The 14,778-nt window shown below is 72.5% G+C and carries 12 protein-coding genes; 7 read left to right on the top strand and 5 right to left on the bottom strand.

All coding sequences use genetic code 11. From position 1 onward, the window contains the following. Nucleotides 1-187: 187 nt before the first annotated feature. A complete protein-coding gene (locus BCD49_RS08465; protein ID WP_007516172.1) occupies nt 188-1,018 on the bottom strand; it encodes a hypothetical protein in 831 nt (276 codons plus the stop codon). Between the two features lie 518 nt (nt 1,019-1,536). On the opposite strand from BCD49_RS08465, the gene BCD49_RS08460 reads away from it, so the two are divergent. After that, the gene (locus tag BCD49_RS08460; RefSeq protein ID WP_007516173.1) at nt 1,537-2,049 is read left to right on the top strand and encodes a Fur family transcriptional regulator; all 513 of its coding nucleotides are present in this window, start codon (nt 1,537-1,539) and stop codon (nt 2,047-2,049) included. A 23-nt stretch (nt 2,050-2,072) separates the two neighbouring features. On the opposite strand, the gene BCD49_RS08455 is transcribed toward BCD49_RS08460, so the two are convergent. Next, a complete protein-coding gene (locus BCD49_RS08455) occupies nt 2,073-3,524 on the bottom strand; it encodes a CapA family protein (protein WP_241832290.1) in 1,452 nt (483 codons plus the stop codon). Between the two features lie 241 nt (nt 3,525-3,765). Beyond that, the gene (locus tag BCD49_RS08450; RefSeq protein WP_007516175.1) at nt 3,766-4,788 is read right to left on the bottom strand and encodes a TIGR03620 family F420-dependent LLM class oxidoreductase; all 1,023 of its coding nucleotides are present in this window, start codon (nt 4,786-4,788) and stop codon (nt 3,766-3,768) included. Between the two features lie 218 nt (nt 4,789-5,006). Between BCD49_RS08450 and pdhA the strand changes: the two genes are divergently transcribed. The 4 genes from pdhA to BCD49_RS08430 all read left to right on the top strand — a co-directional run bounded on the left by pdhA (nt 5,007) and on the right by BCD49_RS08430 (nt 9,502). Beyond that, nucleotides 5,007-6,359, top strand: coding sequence for a pyruvate dehydrogenase (acetyl-transferring) E1 component subunit alpha (gene pdhA / locus BCD49_RS08445; protein ID WP_335341681.1), 1,353 nt, complete (start codon nt 5,007-5,009; stop codon nt 6,357-6,359). Then, nucleotides 6,347-7,378: an alpha-ketoacid dehydrogenase subunit beta gene (locus BCD49_RS08440; RefSeq protein ID WP_007516177.1), complete on the top strand. Its 1,032-nt coding sequence runs from the start codon at nt 6,347-6,349 to the stop codon at nt 7,376-7,378. The genes pdhA and BCD49_RS08440 overlap by 13 nt, the downstream gene beginning before the upstream one ends. A gap of 52 nt (nt 7,379-7,430) precedes the next feature. After that, entirely contained in the window at nt 7,431-9,014 is a 1,584-nt protein-coding gene (locus BCD49_RS08435; protein ID WP_007516178.1) for a dihydrolipoamide acetyltransferase family protein, read from the top strand. A 239-nt stretch (nt 9,015-9,253) separates the two neighbouring features. Continuing rightward, nucleotides 9,254-9,502: a hypothetical protein gene (locus BCD49_RS08430; protein WP_007516179.1), complete on the top strand. Its 249-nt coding sequence runs from the start codon at nt 9,254-9,256 to the stop codon at nt 9,500-9,502. A 147-nt stretch (nt 9,503-9,649) separates the two neighbouring features. Here the strand turns inward: BCD49_RS08430 and BCD49_RS08425 are convergent, their stop codons facing one another. Both BCD49_RS08425 and BCD49_RS08420 read right to left on the bottom strand, forming a co-directional pair. Next, nucleotides 9,650-9,946 carry a hypothetical protein gene (locus tag BCD49_RS08425; RefSeq protein ID WP_007516180.1) on the bottom strand — a complete coding sequence of 99 codons (297 nt, stop codon included), beginning with the start codon at nt 9,944-9,946 and terminating at the stop codon, nt 9,650-9,652. Nucleotides 9,947-10,421: 475 nt separating this feature from the next. Next, on the bottom strand, nt 10,422-12,293 hold the full coding sequence (locus BCD49_RS08420) for an acyl-CoA dehydrogenase (RefSeq protein ID WP_071041353.1): 1,872 nt from the start codon (nt 12,291-12,293) through the stop codon (nt 10,422-10,424). 578 nt (nt 12,294-12,871) lie between these two features. Between BCD49_RS08420 and BCD49_RS08415 the strand changes: the two genes are divergently transcribed. Then, a complete protein-coding gene (locus tag BCD49_RS08415) occupies nt 12,872-13,480 on the top strand; it encodes a hypothetical protein (RefSeq protein ID WP_007516182.1) in 609 nt (202 codons plus the stop codon). Nucleotides 13,481-13,650: 170 nt separating this feature from the next. Beyond that, nucleotides 13,651-14,724 (top strand): ATP-binding cassette domain-containing protein, encoded by a 1,074-nt coding sequence (locus BCD49_RS08410; RefSeq protein ID WP_007516183.1) that lies wholly within the window; start codon nt 13,651-13,653, stop codon nt 14,722-14,724. Nucleotides 14,725-14,778: the final 54 nt, after the last annotated feature.

The raw sequence follows: 14,778 nt of genomic DNA, 5'->3' as shown, positions 1-14,778 counted from the left end.
GGCGCCCCCACCCCGGCGGAGTGGGGGACGGGATACCCGTACCCGCACGTTCCCGGCGGCGCGCCTCACCCAGGGTTCTCACCCTCGCCCCACCAGGTCGCCACTTTCCGTAATCGCTCGCCGCGTAGGGACGCTCTCAGGCCGGGTGCGTCCCGCCCGGCCTGACGAGTCTGACGGGTCTGACGGGTCAGTTGTTGACGCCGCCAACCGTGGGCAAGGTCGGCTTCGGCGCGGGGCTGGTCGCGCCCGTGGGCGGCGCCGACGTGGTGGGGCTCGCCGTGGTCGTGGGCGGCGGAGCCGGCGTCGTGGCGACGGGCGGGGCCGTGGTACTCGTCGCGGTCGCCCGCGGGGTCGTGCGGACCGCCGTCGGCCTGGCCGCGGGCGTGGTGGCGCGCACGCCCGGCGCCGCCGTGTCCGGCGGGGCGCCCGTCGTCGGCTCGGCCGGGGTCGCCGCCCCGGCGGTGGCCATCGGCAGCGAGAGCCGGGCGGCGAGCGCCGCCCACTGCTCGTCGCCGGTCGTGAGCCCCTTCCTGATCTCCCCCTGGAGCACGTCGATGGCGAGCTTGGTGCCGTCGAAGAGGTTCCCGCAGGCGGTGACGCCGTTGCCGTAGCCGTCGAGGCCGCCGTCGAAGAGGTTCTGCGCCAGGGTGTCCGGACCGGACGTGAGCGCCCTGCCCTCGGTGACGTCGTCGGCGAGCCTGGTGCAGGCCGGCCGGAGCGCGGCGCCATCCTGCGCGTCGAGGCGCGCGCGGATCTCCGCGACGTCGTCAGCGGTCCGCTGGCGGATGTCGTGCGTCCCGTCGTACCAGAGGGTGACGGCGCTACCACTTACCGTCGAGGCGGCGTACACGCTGTCGGGAGAGACGGTCGAGCCCGACGACCGCCTGTCGGTGCAGGTGGTCAGCACCCCGGCGACCGCGATGAGAGCGGCACCGGCGATGGCGAAGCGGACCCAGATCTGGCTCGGCTCCCCGTCGGCGCGCACGCCCGCCCGCGACCCCGTCCGGGGGCGATCCATCCGTTGCCCTCCTTGACCTCCGGACGCCACACGACGGTGTCGCCCCGCCACACCACGCCTCGTCGGCCGGCGTACCCACCCCCTCGACGTGGCCACGCGCCACGTCGTTGGGGCCGGGGTCCGCGCCTCGGTGGAGGAAGCTTTCGGATCGGACGATATCGCCAGTTAGGTCAACCTTTGGTAGGGGTGCACCAGTTGCCGCCTCCACCACCGGTGGAGGGCGCGCGGCCGTCAACCGTTGACCAGGTCAGAGCGACTCCCGGACGCGGCGACGAACGCCCGCCGGAGAGCCGGCCCGCCTGGGCAACCTCGAGCACGTCGCACGTCACGGTGCGCAACATGAAGATCCCTTTACCTCCCAACGGTTCCCACTGACGCGATCACGACACCGCACGCGACCATCGCGCCACGGTGCGCGGTCGAAATGAAAACCATTGTCAATATCGTTGAAGCGAGGAGAGACCGCCTGCCCCCGCGGTCCGTCCAGCCCGGTCCCCCGTAGCTCTGGAGATGAGAAAGTGGAGGGCGTGCCCACCGCGAACCGCGATCGCGCCAGCGACGAGCCGGACGGCCGCGTAGCCGTCCCGGCCGGACGCGGCCTGCCCGGCCGCGGCACGACGTCGCGGTCCACCCGCCAGGGCGACGCCGTCTCGGCGGCGCTCGCGGCGACCAACGCGTTCACCAGCGCGCAGGAGCTGCACGCCCAGCTGCGCGCCGACGGCCAGCCGGTCGGCCTCACGACCGTCTACCGGCACCTTCAGATGCTCGCCGACCGCGGCGAGGTCGACGTGCTGCGCCTGGACGACGGCGAGACGGTCTACCGCCGCTGCGCGACGGGGGCGCACCACCATCACCTGGTGTGCCGCGAGTGCGGGCACGCCGTCGAGGTCGAGGGCCCCGAAATCGAGCGCTGGACCGAGCAGGTGGCCGCCGCCGAGGGCTTCACCGACGTCGCGCACACCGTGGAGATCTACGGCCGCTGCGCCGACTGCCGGACCTCCCCCGCCGACTGCTCCTTTTCCACCGACTAAGCGGTCGAGCCCTTCCCGACCGGCTACCCGGTCGGGGTGGCCGCGGCCGCGGCCTCGCCGGTAGCCGCACCGCCGGTCGCCGCACCGCCGCCCTGCGGGGTGACGGGGATGGCACCCCAGGTCGGTGGGTTGGGGTTCAGCCCGGCACAGCCCTGCAGGCCGCCCTTGGCCGCGAGGATCGCCTGCGCGTCGGACCCGGTGGCCAGCCGGGGCAGGCCGTTGACGATGCGGGCCGGCACCCACTCGGCCTGGGTCACCGCCCGGCCCTGGACGGTCAGCCGCAGTACGCCGCTCTGCGTGGTGGCGCTCACGCCGGACGCGTAGAAGACGAAGTTGCCGAGCCCGTAGTCGACGAAGGCACCCGACGGATGCCAGCCGCCGCCCTCGAGCACGTGCGCGTGCGAGCCGACGACGATGTCGGCGCCCGCGTCCACCAGGGCGGGCACGATGCCGGTCTGGTCCTCACCCGCGCAGCTGCGCATCTCCACCCCCCAGTGCAGGAACACCACGACGGTGTCCGAGTCGGCGCGGGCCGCGCGTACCGCCGCCAGCAGCTTGGGAAGGTCCTTGGCGGAGGCGAGCCCAGGCTTGCCCGGCCCCGCGGTCCAGGCGGCGGCGAGCTCGTCGTCGAGCACTCTGGTCGCCCCGATCACGGCGATCCGCTGGCCCTTGATCTCGGTCCGGTAGGGCTGGAACGCCTCGACGTCGTCCTGCCCGATCCCCACCACGGGGAACTTCGCCGCCTGGGCTGCGCGCAGCGTGTCCTGAAGGCCGGTCGGGCCGTAGTCCATGCCGTGGTTGTTCGCCACGTTCACGACGTCGACGCCCGCGGCGCGCAGCGACGTGAACGCCTGTGGCGGCGCGCGGAAGGTAAACGCCTTCGAGGCCGGCTCGCCGCCGGTGGTGATCGCCGTCTCCAGGTTCAGCACGGTGAGGTCGGCGGCCGTCAGCGTCTGGATGATCGGGCCGAGAGAGGTGAGCCCGGCCGCCGACGAGCCGGCGAAGTGCACGTCGCCGGCGAACTCGAGGGTCACCGGCTCGCCCGTGGGCGCCCGCTGCGCCCCGCCCGGGGGCACGGACGGGGCGGCCGGCGCCGTCGTGGCGGGGGCGCCCGGCTGGTTGAGCACACCGGCCTGGACCGGGCCGTTCGACGAACCGTCGTCGCCACCGCCGAGGAGCCCGCAGCCCATCAGCGTCGCGCTCGCCGCGGCAAGCACCAGCGCGATGCGCGGCGCCCCGCGCCGGCGGCCGGTGGACCGGTACCCGGATACGGCCATCGAGCGCTTCTCCTTCGGTACCTCGACGGTCGGGATCCGCGCGGCCGGCGCTCCGGACGCCCGACCCCCGGACGCCCGCCCGCCGACCGCCGGACCGCCGGCCGCCGGCCGGCCACCGACCACGGCTGGGCTCGTCGCGCCCTCGCTCCAGCCCTCGCCTGGCCCGTCCAGCCTGCCTGGTCTCCGCCGTGCCGGCATCACCGTTCACCCCACCCCGTGCTGGCCCCCGCCAGGGACACGGTAGGCAGCACCAACGTGCCACATGCGACCGGGGCCACACTGTCGGCTCGCGCGGGCGCCCCGGTCACGCCGGGTCATCCGACCTGGGGTAAAATCTCTCGTTCTGTACCGAAGCGTGTCGTCAGCGAAGTCGGCTTCCGCCGACGCGGGTCAGCCCCGAAGTGGTCGCCCCTGACGTGGTCGCCCCTGACGTGGCTCGTCAGAGCGCGAGCAGCGCGGGGGCGAGCTCGCGCCACTGGCGGCGTGGCAGGCCGCGGCGGTCATAGTCGAGCACCTGCACGGCGACCTGGTCGGCGCCGGCATCGAGATGCTCGGCGACCCGGCGCGCGAGCACCTCGGGGCCGCCATGCGGCACGATCATGTCGACCAGCCGGTCGGAGCCGGCGTTCGCGAAGTCGTCGTCGCCATACCCGTAGCGGCGCAGGTTGTTGGTGTAGTTCGGCAGCCGCAGGTAGGAGCCGGTGTGCCGGCGGGCGAGCTCCCGGGCCCGCTCGGTGTCGGCGTCCAGCACGAAGGCCTGCTCGGGGATGAGTAGCTTGCCMGAGCCAAGCGCCTTGCGGGCGGCGGCGGTGTGTTCGGGCGGAACGAAGTAGGTGTGCGCCCCATCGGCGCGGTCGCGGGCGAGCTCCAGCATCTTGGGCCCAAGCGCCGCCAACACCCGGATCGGCGTGCCATCCGGCGGCACCGCCCGGTACTGCTCGGCGGCCATCCGGTCCATCTCGTCGAGATAGGCCGTCATCTGGCCGAGCGGTTTGCTGTACGGCGCGCCGCGGATCTGCATCAGCTCGGCGTGTGAGACGCCGAGGCCGAGCAGGAATCGGCCGGGGTACGCCTCGGCCAGGGCCAACTGGCCGGCGGCCATGGTCAGCGGGTTGCGGGCGAGGATCTGCGCGATGCCGGTAGCCACGGTGATCCGGCTGGTGGCGGCGAGCATCAGCCCGGCCGTCACCAGCACCTCGCGGCCCTTCACCTCGCCGGTCCAGATCGTCGGGTAGCCGAGCTCGTCGAGCTCGGCCACGGCCTCGCGGACGACCTCGGCCGGCGAGAAGTCGAACTGCCCGCTCCAGATGCCCACCCGACCGAGTGACCCGCCATCGAGCAACGGCCGCGACACCGGTACGACGGTGCCGGGGGCACCGGACGGCGGGGACGCGGACGTGGGCGAGGAGGCCTGCGACGATGCGCTCACGCCGGTCACCGTACCGAGCCGCCCGGTGCGCATCCCCCGGCGACCCGCTGATGCCCTCTTTGCCCGCCGAAGCCACGCCCTGGCCCGCCGAAGCCGCGCCGCCGCGCCCATCGGGCGACCGACCAGCGCGGTGCCAGGCCGCATCGGGAGCGGCAGGAGGCAAGCCGGCGCAGTGGTTACCACCTTTCGAATCGCTCTGATTACAGATTGCTGGCTTGCCGGCGCGCGCACGCGGTCTATCGTTGGCCAACGTGACGGAGCTGATGCAGCTGCTCACACCGAGCGGGCAAAGGGTGGCGGCGGCCGGGCCAGAGATCGGCGCGCGGGACATCGAGGCGCACGTCGCGGATGTGACCTCGGCGGACCTGTTGGACATGTATGCCGACATGGTCATCATCCGCCGCATAGACGAGGAGGCCACCGCCCTGCAGCGCCAGGGCGAKCTCGGGCTGTGGGCGCCGCTGCGGGGCCAGGAGGCGGCCCAGGTCGGCTCCGCCCGGGCACTCGCGCCGGACGACATGGCGTTCCCGTCCTACCGCGAGCACGGTGTCGCCTACTGCCGGGGCGTCGACCCGGTCGCGGTCCTCGGACTCTTCCGCGGCTCGACGCACGGCGGCTGGGACCCGAACGAGCACGGCTTCGCGCTCTACGCGATCGTCGTCGGCTCGCAGACGCTGCACGCGACCGGGTACGCCATGGGCGTCAGCCGCGACTCCGCGGAGGCCACCAAGGGCAAAGCCGTCCACTGCGCGACGATCACATATTTCGGCGACGGCGCCTCCAGCCAGGGCGACGTGAGCGAGGCGTTCGGCTGGGCGGCGGTCTTCGGCGCACCCGTCGTCTTCTTCTGCCAGAACAACCAGTACGCGATCTCCGAACCGACCAGCCGGCAGTCGCGCGTCCCGATCAGTCAGCGCGCCGCCGGCCACGGCTTCCCCGGGGTACGGGTCGACGGCAACGACGTGCTCGCGACGCTCGCGGTGACCAGGTGGGCACTGGCCCGCGCCCGCGCCGGCGAGGGCCCGACGCTCATCGAGGCTGTCACCTACCGGATGGGCGCGCACACCACCGCCGACGATCCGACCCGGTACCGGGGTGCCGACGAGGTCGCCCGGTGGGCCGAGCGCGACCCGCTGGCCAGAGTGCGCGCATATCTGACGGCCCAGAACGCCCTGGACGACACGGCCGCCGCCGCCATCGCCGCGCGGGCCGACCAGGTCGCCGCCGACCTGCGCCGCCGTTGTCTCGCGCTGCCGGACCCGGAGCCGCTGTCGATGTTCGACCACGTCACCGTCGTCGAAAGCGAGCATGTGGCGGCCGAACGCGCCGACCTCGCCGATTTCCTCGGCGTCGTCGACGCCCACCCGGCGTCCTCCTCGGCGTCACCGTCCGCGGCCTCGGCGAACCCGGCGGATCCGGGCCCGGCATACCCGGCCCCGGGGTCAGCGAGCTCGGGGCAACGGAGCTCGGGGCTCTCGAGCGCGGCGTCGCGGGCCTCGTCGACACCGAGCCCATCGTCGACACCGGAGGCGAGCCTGGCCGGCGTGCGCCCCGTCGCGCCGCCCCCACAGACCCCAGGACCGGAGGCAACGTGCCCACGCTGACCCTGGCCGGCGCGCTCAACAGCGGCCTGCGCGCGGCGATGGCGGCCGACTCGAAGGTCGTCATCATGGGCGAGGACGTCGGCCAGCTCGGCGGGGTCTTCCGGGTCACCGACGGACTTCGCGCCCAGTTCGGTGAGGAACGGGTAATCGACACGCCGCTCGCCGAGTCGGCGATCATCGGCACCGCGATCGGGATGGCGATGCGCGGCTTCCGCCCGGTCTGCGAGATCCAGTTCGACGGCTTCGTCTACCCGGCCTTCGACCAGATCGTGAGCAACCTCGCCAAGTTGCACTACCGGTCGGCGGGGCGGGTGCGGATGCCGGTGACGATCAGGATCCCGGTTGGTGGCGGCATCGGGGCGGTGGAGCACCACAGCGAGTCGCCCGAGGCGTACTTCTGCCACACCGCCGGGCTGAAGGTAGTCACCTGCTCGAATCCGGCCGATGCGCACGTCATGATTCAGCAGGCGGTCGCGGCGGATGATCCGATCGTCTTTCTGGAACCGAAGCGGCGCTATTGGGAGAAGGACGAGGTCGAGCCCATCGACCTCGCCAGCCTGAACGGCGACGCGGGCCGGGCCGGCAGCGGCACGATCCCGGGCAAGCCCGCGCCACTGTTCACGAGCCGGGTGATGCGGCCCGGGACGGACGTGACCCTCGTCGGCTACGGGCCGATGGTGCGCACCTGCCTGGACGCGGCGCTGGTCGCGGAGGCGGAGGACGGACGCTCGGTCGAGGTCATCGACCTGCGTTCGCTGTCACCGCTCGACCTGGAGCCGGTGGTCGCGTCCGTACGCCGGACCGGGCGGCTGGTCGTCGCGCACGAGGCACCGTCGAACGTGTCGCTCTCGGCCGAGGTGGCGGCCCGGGTGACCGAACAGGCCTTCTACTCCCTGGAGGCGCCGGTCCTGCGGGTCACCGGCTTCGACACTCCCTACCCGCCGTCACGACTGGAAGACAGCTATCTCCCCGACGTCGATCGCATTCTCGACGCCGTCGACCGCTCCTTCGACTACTGACGCGACTACTGACGCGACGCGGAAGGAATCCGCGGGGAGGAAGGGGGGAACGGTGGCGCGACGAGAGTTCCGGCTTCCTGACCTGGGCGAAGGGCTCGCGGAGGCCGAGATCGTCCACTGGCTGGTGGCGGCGGGTGACACGGTGACGGTCAACCAGCCGCTGGCCGAGGTGGAGACCGCGAAGGCGCTGGTCGAGCTGCCGAGCCCGTTCGCCGGCCGGCTGGTCGCGACGCACGGCGCCGAGGGCGAGACGATCCTGGTCGGCACGGTGCTGGTCACCATCGAGGATGACGAGCCGGCGGACGCGGACGGTGGCGGCCCGCCGGCGCACGCTCCGGCGGTGGGATCCATCGGTGAACGGGCCGGTGAGACGCCGGCGGAGGCCACGGGGCCGCCCGCGACGGGGTCGGAGGTGCGCGACGTGCCGGCCCGCCGCGGCGGGGAGCGCGAGCCGATGCTCGTCGGCTACGGCCCACGGGCCTCGATCGGAGCAGCTGGTCTCGGCCGCGCGCGTCGGCGTGGGCAGCGGGCCGCGGCTCCCTCGGTACCGGCGTCCCAGGCCGGCACCCCACCGGCCCCATCGGACCCATCGGCGACCGTGGAGCGGGGCCATCGGGCGTTGGCGAAGCCACCGGTGCGCAGGCTGGCCCGTGACCTGGGCGTCGATCTCGGCCGGCTTTCCGGCACCGGTCCCGGCGGCTCGATCAGCCGTGCCGACGTCGAGACCGCGGCCCGAGGCCTGGTGACCGGCGTGCCGGAGGGCACCGGACGGGAGAGCACGGGACGGCTGGCCGAGCCGGCCGCCTGGGAGCCGCCGGTCCCGTCGGCGCTGCCTCCGGCCGGCCGGCCGGAGGCAGCGGCCACTGGCGGCGCGGGGGGCGGGCAGGTCGGCCGGATACCGGCCGAGGCCTCGTTCGACGCGGCCAGCAGGACCTGGCGGGTCCCGGTCTCCGGCGTGCGGCGGGCGACCGCGCGCGCCATGGTCAGCAGCGCTTTCACCGCGCCGCACGTCACCGAGTTCCTGACCGCCGACCTGACCGAGACGATGGCCACGCGCGACCGGATCGCCGCGCTGCCGGAGTTCGCCGACGTGAAGGTCACCCCGTTGCTGTTCGCCGCGCGCGCCCTCCTCGTCGCGGTCCGGCGGCACCCCATGATCAACACAAGCTGGGTCGAGCACGAGCGGCGCGACCCGGAGATCGTCGTCTCGGAGGCGGTCAACCTCGGTATCGCGGTGGCGTCGCCGCGCGGGCTGCTGGTGCCGAACATTCCCGGCGCCGACCGGCTCGACCTGGCGGGGCTGGCCCACGCGCTGGCCGACCTGACCGCGCGGACCAGGGCCGGTCAGGCCAGACCGGCGGACCTGACCGGTGGCACGATCACCATCACCAACATCGGCGTGTTCGGCGTGGACACCGGCACGCCGGTGCTGAACCCCGGCGAGGCCGCGATCCTGGCCCTGGGCGCGGTTCGCCCGGCACCGTGGGTCCATGAGGGCGAGCTCGCGGTCCGCACCGTGGGGCAGCTGGCGCTTTCCTTCGACCACCGTCTGGTCGACGGCGAGCTGGGCTCCGCCGTGCTCGCCGACATCGCCGCGATGCTCACCGACCCAGCGCTCCTGCTCGCCTGGAGCTGATCCGGAGCTGGGGCGAGGCGCTGGGGCGAGGCGCTGGGGCGTCGAGTCTCATAGATCACTACCGGCGTCGCCACCCCGCCGTCGCGCAACGGATGGCTCCAGGATGGCCAAGAGTGGTAGATAGCAGCAAAGGCCGCAGATGGGGCGAACAACGGCCGCCGGGGCCAGCCTGGTACCGTGGCGCACGCGCCCAGCTATCGGCACGACTCCGGCTTCCCGGACACAAAGGGGTGAACCGCATGACGCGCGTGGAGGCTCTGCTGGCCGCGGACGAGTTCGTCGCCAAGGTGCTCACCTCTGCCTCGTCCGCGGGTACCACCGGCGGCCGCTTCACCGGGGCGCTCAACCTGGCCGAGCGGGTCGATCTCACCCTGCGTGTCGCCCGCTTCCTCCTCGAGGGCCAGCCCTCGTCGGAGACCGACGACATCCTCAAGCGCGACATGCGCAACGAGCTGGACCAGGCGTTCCCGCCTCTCCGTACATCCTGAAAAAAGGTCGGCCAGGGGCGAAGAAAGCGCACGCATCCCCGCCGCGCGCCTGCTGACAGGCGCACGGAGCTGCCGGTCCCCCAGGACCGTTCTCATTCCGGAGTGCGCCGGCCGGCGAGACCAGGCGCACCGCGATCCGGCGAAAAGTCAGTGACGGATGTCCGGGGCGATGTCGCGCGCGGGAGCGACGAGCGGGGCCGTCGGCTCGACGAGGACGATGCCGTCGTCGGGCGGAAGCGGCGGAGGCGTGCCCTGCTCGATGGACTCCTCGAAGACGTGCCGTCGCCACCGCTCGCGGTAGAGCGCCGTCACGAAGCCGATGACGCTCACCAGCATCACGATGACACCGACCGCCGTGAGGTCGATACCTGGTGTGTCGCCGCGGACGGCGAACGCCAAGACCGCGCCGAACCCGAAGAACCCGAGGCTTGCCATGATTCCCATGCCGGATCAGGTACCCCGGTAAGGCCTAGTCGGAAACAGTGTTTCTGGTTCGCTCCGTGCGGGCGGCGCGCTCCGGCCCCTTACTCGCTTCGCTCCCAAGGGACCTCCGCGCGCCGTCCTCCTCCGCTCACGGGCGCTACGGCGACCTCCGCTGCGGCCCAACCACTTCGCTTCGCTCGTGGCCGGGCCTCCGCGGAGGCGCGCCTCCGCGCCGCACGGTCACCTTGCGCTGGAACGTCACCAAATCAAGACCAGACCCGATCCAGAACCTTGCGGGGGCCACGTCGCTTCGCTCGTAGGCAGGCCTCCGCGGAGGCGCGCCTCCGCGCCGCACGGTCACCTTGCGCTGGAACGTCACCAAATCAAGACCAGACCCGATCCAGAACCAGAGCCTTGCGGGGCCGGGTTGCTCCGCTGTCGGAACTGAGCCGTACGGAGGCGGGCTTCGTGCGGCTCAGTTCGACGAGCTTGCCGGCTAGAAACTCTCCTCGGGGAGATCCATCAGGTCGAGGGTGGTGGACTCGAGCATCACGCGGCGAGCGTGCAGCTCGGGCAGGACATTGGCGGCGAACCACTTCGCCGCGGCAACCTTGCCCTGGTAGAACCGCACGTCCCTGGGTCCCGGGGAGTCGGCGAGCGCCGTCAGCGCTACCTCCGCGCCGCGCAGCAGCAGCCAGCCGATGATCAGATCGCCGAGGCTCATCAGCAGCCGGGTGGAGTTCAGGCCGACCTTGTAGACCTCGCGCTTGTCGTCGGCGGCCGTCGTCAGGAACCCGACCATCCCGCCGACCATCGACTGGACGTCCTCGAGCGCCGCGGCGAGCTGGTCACGCTCCCGGGCCAGTGCACCGTTGCCCGCGTCGCCCTTCGCGAACGTCTGGATGTCGATGAGCAGCGCGGTGAGCGCCTGGCCCTTGTCTCGAACGATCTTGCGGAAGAACAGGTCCTGCCCCTGGATGGACGTCGTGCCCTCATACAGGGTGTCGATCTTGGCATCCCGGATGTACTGCTCGATCGGGTAGTCCTGTAGGTAGCCGGACCCGCCGAGGACCTGCAGGGCGCTGGCCAGCAGCTCGTACGACCGCTCGGAGCCGACGCCCTTGACGATCGGCAGCAGCAGGTCGTTCATCCGCGCGGCCCGCTCGGCGTCCGGCCCGGCGGCGCCGGACAGGGCGTCGTGGATGCCCGGAACACCCGCCTCGGCCTCGGCCGCGGCCACCGTGTCCTGGAAGGACGCGGTGAAGAGGGTCAGGGCGCGCATGCCTTCGGCGTAGGCCTTCTGCGCCATCAGCATCCGTCGGACATCCGGATGGTTGATGATCGTCACCCGCGGCGCGGTCTTGTCGGAGGCCTGGGTGAGGTCGGCGCCCTGCACGCGGGTACGCGCGAACTCGAGCGCGTTGAGGTAGCCGGTGGACAGGGTGGCGATGGCCTTGGTGCCGACCATCATGCGGGCGTGCTCGATCACCTGGAACATCTGGGCGATGCCGTTGTGGACGTCGCCCACGAGCCAGCCGACGGCCGGCGCCCGCTCGCCGAAGCTCAGCTCGCAGGTCGCCGAGACCTTCAGGCCCATCTTGTGCTCGACGTTGGTGACGTACACGCCGTTGCGATCGCCGGGCGCACCGGTGTTCGGGTCGGGCATGAACTTCGGGACGATGAACATCGACAGGCCCTTGGTGCCGGGGCCGTGGCCCTCGGGCCGGGCCAGCACCATGTGGAAGATGTTCTCGGGGACGTCCCAGTCGCCGCTGGTGATGAACCGCTTGACGCCTTCGATGTGCCAGGTCCCGTCCGGCTGCGCGACGGCCCTGGCCCTGYCCGCGCCGACATCGGAGCCGGCGTCCGGCTCGGTGAGCACCATCGTGGCGCCCCACTGCCGCTCGATCGCCCAGCCGGCGAGCTTCTTCTGCCAGTCGGTGCCGAGCCGGTCGAGGATGCCGGCGAACGTCGGGCCGGCCATGTACATGAACACGGCCGGGTTCGAGCCGAGGATCAGCTCGGAGGCTGCCCAGGCGACCGTGGGCGGCGCGCCCAGCCCACCGAGGTGCGCGGGGACGAACAGCCGCCACCACTCGCCCTCCTGCAGGGAGGCGAAGGACTTCTTGAACGACTCGGGCAGCCGCACGGTGCCGGTGGCCGGGTCGAACTGGGGCGGGTTGCGGTCCGCGTCCGCGAACGACTCGCCCAGCGGGCCGGCCGCGAGCCGCTCCAGCTCGGCCAGTACCTCATGGGCGGTCTCGCGGTCCATCTCCGCGAACGGGCCGGTGCCAAGGGTCCGGTCGACTCCCAGCACCTCGAAGAGGTTGAACTCGATGTCCCGCAGGTTGCTCCGGTAGTGCCCCATGGCCGCCCCCATGTCCGCTGAGGCCGCCGGCCGCGACGAGGCTTCGCCGTCGTCGCGCGGCCTTTGGCCGGGTGTCTTGTGGAGCCGCCGGCCGCGAGGTTCATCTCGCCGCCGTCAGCCAATCTGCCGTCGCCGCGACCCGCCGGGCCGTGGTGAGCCTGGTTACCGACGAGTACGTGATACCCCATGCTACTCGCCGGTAACCAGGACGCAAATGCGACTCCACGGCGGCGACCGGACGCCCTGACCACCCGATCGGGCCGGCGCCCACACCCAAACCACGACAGATAGCCACCTAACGATCAATGGCATATCTAAGCTGGGGGATGGGTACCCGTCGGACACGACTGACAGAGCCGCCAGAAGGGCGGCGCAGCACTACGGAGCGCGATAGCTTGTTAGCGCCTCGTAATTAGGTGATCGACGGCTGCTCTCGGCGACCGGTGCACGCCCGCGGTCCGCCGGGTGGGAGGAGGTAGGCCGTGGCCGGGTGGACGCACGTTCGCCGGCGGAGCCGGCGACCTGGTCTCAGTCGTCGGTGGAGCCGGCGACCTGGTCTCGTTCGCCAGGCGATCGTGATGGGCGCACTACCGCTACTGGTCGCCACCGCCCTGGCCGGATGCGGGCAGGACAGGGACGAGACGCTCAGCTCGTCCGCCCCCGAGGGCGCTACGACGACCACCGCGGACCCGGGCGGGACGCCCACCACTCCCGAACCGAGCCCTCAGCCAGCGCCCACCACAGGCGGCGCGACCAGCGGTGGCGACACCGGGAGCTCCGGCGGCGCGGGCGGTACGGGCCAGGCGACCGGTGGCGGCGAGGCGACCGGCTCCGGCCAGGCGAGCGACGGTGCCGGTGCCACCCCCTCCGGGGAAAGCGGGGCACCCACCGCGCCGAACGTGTCCGCGTCGCCCGTCTTCGTCGGTGAGCCCTGCGCGCCGAGCCTGGACACCGCGCCCGCCATCGCGATCAACGGCCTCCTGCTCTACTGCGCCCCGCCGGCCACCGGCTCGAACGGCCTGGGCAGCTGGTCGGACGCCCCGCCCGAGCAACAGCAGCAAGGGCCGACACCCGGCGCCGAGTGCGACAGCTCGGACATGGGACAGGTCCAGCAGGGGCCCTCCGGCCGCCCTGTCGCCTGCCTGCGCGAGCCCAACGGCGAGTTCCGGTGGGCGGACATCTCCTGACCGTCCTGCCCGGTGCCGCTGGCTATCGTGGGAACCGTAACCCTGAAGCGGGCCTGTGGGCGCACGGCTTCGCCACCATCACGTGCCCTTAGGCCAGTAACACCTGAGAATGGCCTCCGGGCGCGCGGTTTCGCCACCATCGCGTGCCCTTAGGCCTGGGACACTTGACAATGGCCTCCGGGCGCGCGGCTTCGCGATCATCGCGCACCCTTTGGCCGGTAACACCGTCGTCGCGTCGCGGGAGGCCCGCCGTCAGCCTGATCGTCTCTGTCGAGAACCTGACGAAACGGTACCGGCGAGTGCACGCGGTGACCGACGTCAGCTTCTCGGTGCGGCGCGGCTCGGTCACCGGCTTCCTGGGGCCGAACGGATCCGGCAAGACCACCACCCTGCGTGCCCTGCTCGGGCTGGTCGCCCCGACGAGCGGCCGCGCGCTGATCGACGGCCTCCGCTACCGGGAGCTCGCCGACCCGGCGCGCCGGGTCGGCGCCGTGCTGGAGCCAGCCACCTACCCGGCCCGGGCCGCGGTGGATCACCTGCGCGCGCTCGCGATGCCTCTTCGGGTCGGCAGGCGTCGGGTGACGGAGGTGCTCGGCCTCGTCGGCCTCGAGGACGCGGCCGAGCGCGCCACCGGCTCCTTCTCGTTGGGCATGCGCCAGCGGCTCGCGCTCGCGGGGGCGCTGCTCGGCGACCCGGAGCTCCTGGTGCTCGACGAGCCGGCCAACGGCCTCGACCCGGAGGGCATCCGCTGGCTGCGCGACTTCCTGCGCTCCTGGGCCGCCGAAGGCCGCACGGCGCTGCTGTCGAGCCATGTGCTGGCCGAGGTCGCCCAGACCGTCGACCACGTCGTCATCATCGACCGCGGCCGGGTCGCGTTGGATGCCCCGATGCCCGAGATCGGCCAGGGCTCGGTCACCGTCAGAACCCGACACGCCGACCTGCTCGCCGACCTGCTCGCCGCCGAAGCCGAAGCTCACGCCGACGCCGACGCCACAGCCGACGAGTCGAGAGGGGCGGAGGGCTCGGGCGGCCCGGTCCGACGGGCGGGGCCGGACGAGCTGCGGCTGCCGCCTGGCTGGGCCGAGCGGGTCGGGCAGGTGGCGGCCGAGCACCAGATTCCCCTCCTCGAGCTGCGCACCACCGGGCCCGACCTGGAGGGTGTCTTCTTCGCTCTGACCAGTGACGACGCGAACAACCAGGAACCGGGGCCCTACCCCGGGCGACGCCAGGTGGCTGGCCGATGACCGCCATGCTTCCCCCTGGTCGCGGCACGACCGACAGTCAGCGCCCAGCGCACG

Source organism: Pseudofrankia sp. EUN1h (genome assembly GCF_001854645.1).
GTDB lineage: Bacteria > Actinomycetota > Actinomycetes > Frankiales > Frankiaceae > Pseudofrankia > Pseudofrankia saprophytica.
This window is presented reverse-complemented; position numbering and strand designations above follow the sequence as displayed.

Bases quoted from the DNA above. Each gene is read 5' to 3' on its own strand.
- BCD49_RS08465 (WP_007516172.1), bottom strand. From the start codon at position 1,018: ATGGATCGCCCCCGGACGGGGTCGCGGGCGGGCGTGCGCGCCGACGGG.
- BCD49_RS08455 (WP_241832290.1), bottom strand. From the start codon at position 3,524: ATGCCGGCACGGCGGAGACCAGGCAGGCTGGACGGGCCAGGCGAGGGC.
- BCD49_RS08430 (WP_007516179.1), top strand. From the start codon at position 9,254: ATGACGCGCGTGGAGGCTCTGCTGGCCGCGGACGAGTTCGTCGCCAAG.
- BCD49_RS08425 (WP_007516180.1), bottom strand. From the start codon at position 9,946: ATGGGAATCATGGCAAGCCTCGGGTTCTTCGGGTTCGGCGCGGTCTTG.
- BCD49_RS08415 (WP_007516182.1), top strand. From the start codon at position 12,872: ATGGGCGCACTACCGCTACTGGTCGCCACCGCCCTGGCCGGATGCGGG.
- BCD49_RS08410 (WP_007516183.1), top strand. From the start codon at position 13,651: ATGGCCTCCGGGCGCGCGGCTTCGCGATCATCGCGCACCCTTTGGCCG.